This window comes from Vibrio sp. 2130-1 (assembly GCF_033339515.1).
Map to the genome: position 1 here is coordinate 1 of NZ_JAWOUT010000378.1, position 643 is coordinate 643.

Here is a 643-nt window from a genome sequence, read left to right on the forward strand (position 1 = left end):
CACTCACGAGCGCGAAGCATTTTGGGTATGCCGTACAGTGGTTTGCGATGGCTGCCGTGTTCTTACTGCTGACAATAGTTGTGTGTATTCGATGGTTTAGAAAAGCGGCATCACAAGGAGGTGAGGCATGACATCTCAAGTTACAAAAGGGCGGTTTGTGCTGATCGCACTGATTTGCTTATTCGCCTTACCAGCGATTGTTGCAAAGTTGATTTTGGCGCAAGGCTGGTACGAAACGGGCGTGACAAACCGAGGAAAGCTCATCGAACCGTACACAACGTTAGGGCAGTTAGGCCAATCTGCTCCATCGGCGGTGCACGGTTGGCAACTGGCTTATGTGGTGCCTGATTCTTGCGACAGCCAATGTCAAAGACAACTCTATTTACTCAAACAAAGCCATGTTGCTTTAGGCAAGTATCAAGAACGCGTTGTGCCAGTTTTGTGGACTTCTACAACATCAGACACGATAGAAATGCCGATGGAAACCATGGCGATGAATGAGAACGTGGCGGCAAAAGTGCAACAAGGGCAAGTGCTGATTGTGGACCCTCTGGGGCAACTGGTGATGTCGTACACCGCAGAGCCAAACGAAGATTTGGTCAAACTCAGCAAAGATATGCTGGCGGATTTGCGTAAGTTGCTC

1 protein-coding gene and 1 pseudogene are annotated in these 643 nt (G+C 49.1%); both read left to right on the top strand.

What is annotated here, in order from left to right; translation table 11 throughout:
- Positions 1-131: pseudogene (locus R7Q09_RS26335) on the top strand (SURF1 family protein); the annotation flags it as partial.
- Positions 128-643: cytochrome oxidase biogenesis cluster protein (locus R7Q09_RS26340; RefSeq protein ID WP_318143965.1), on the top strand; the 516-nt coding region annotated here is incomplete at its 3' end. The pseudogene R7Q09_RS26335 and the gene R7Q09_RS26340, both read left to right, overlap by 4 nt.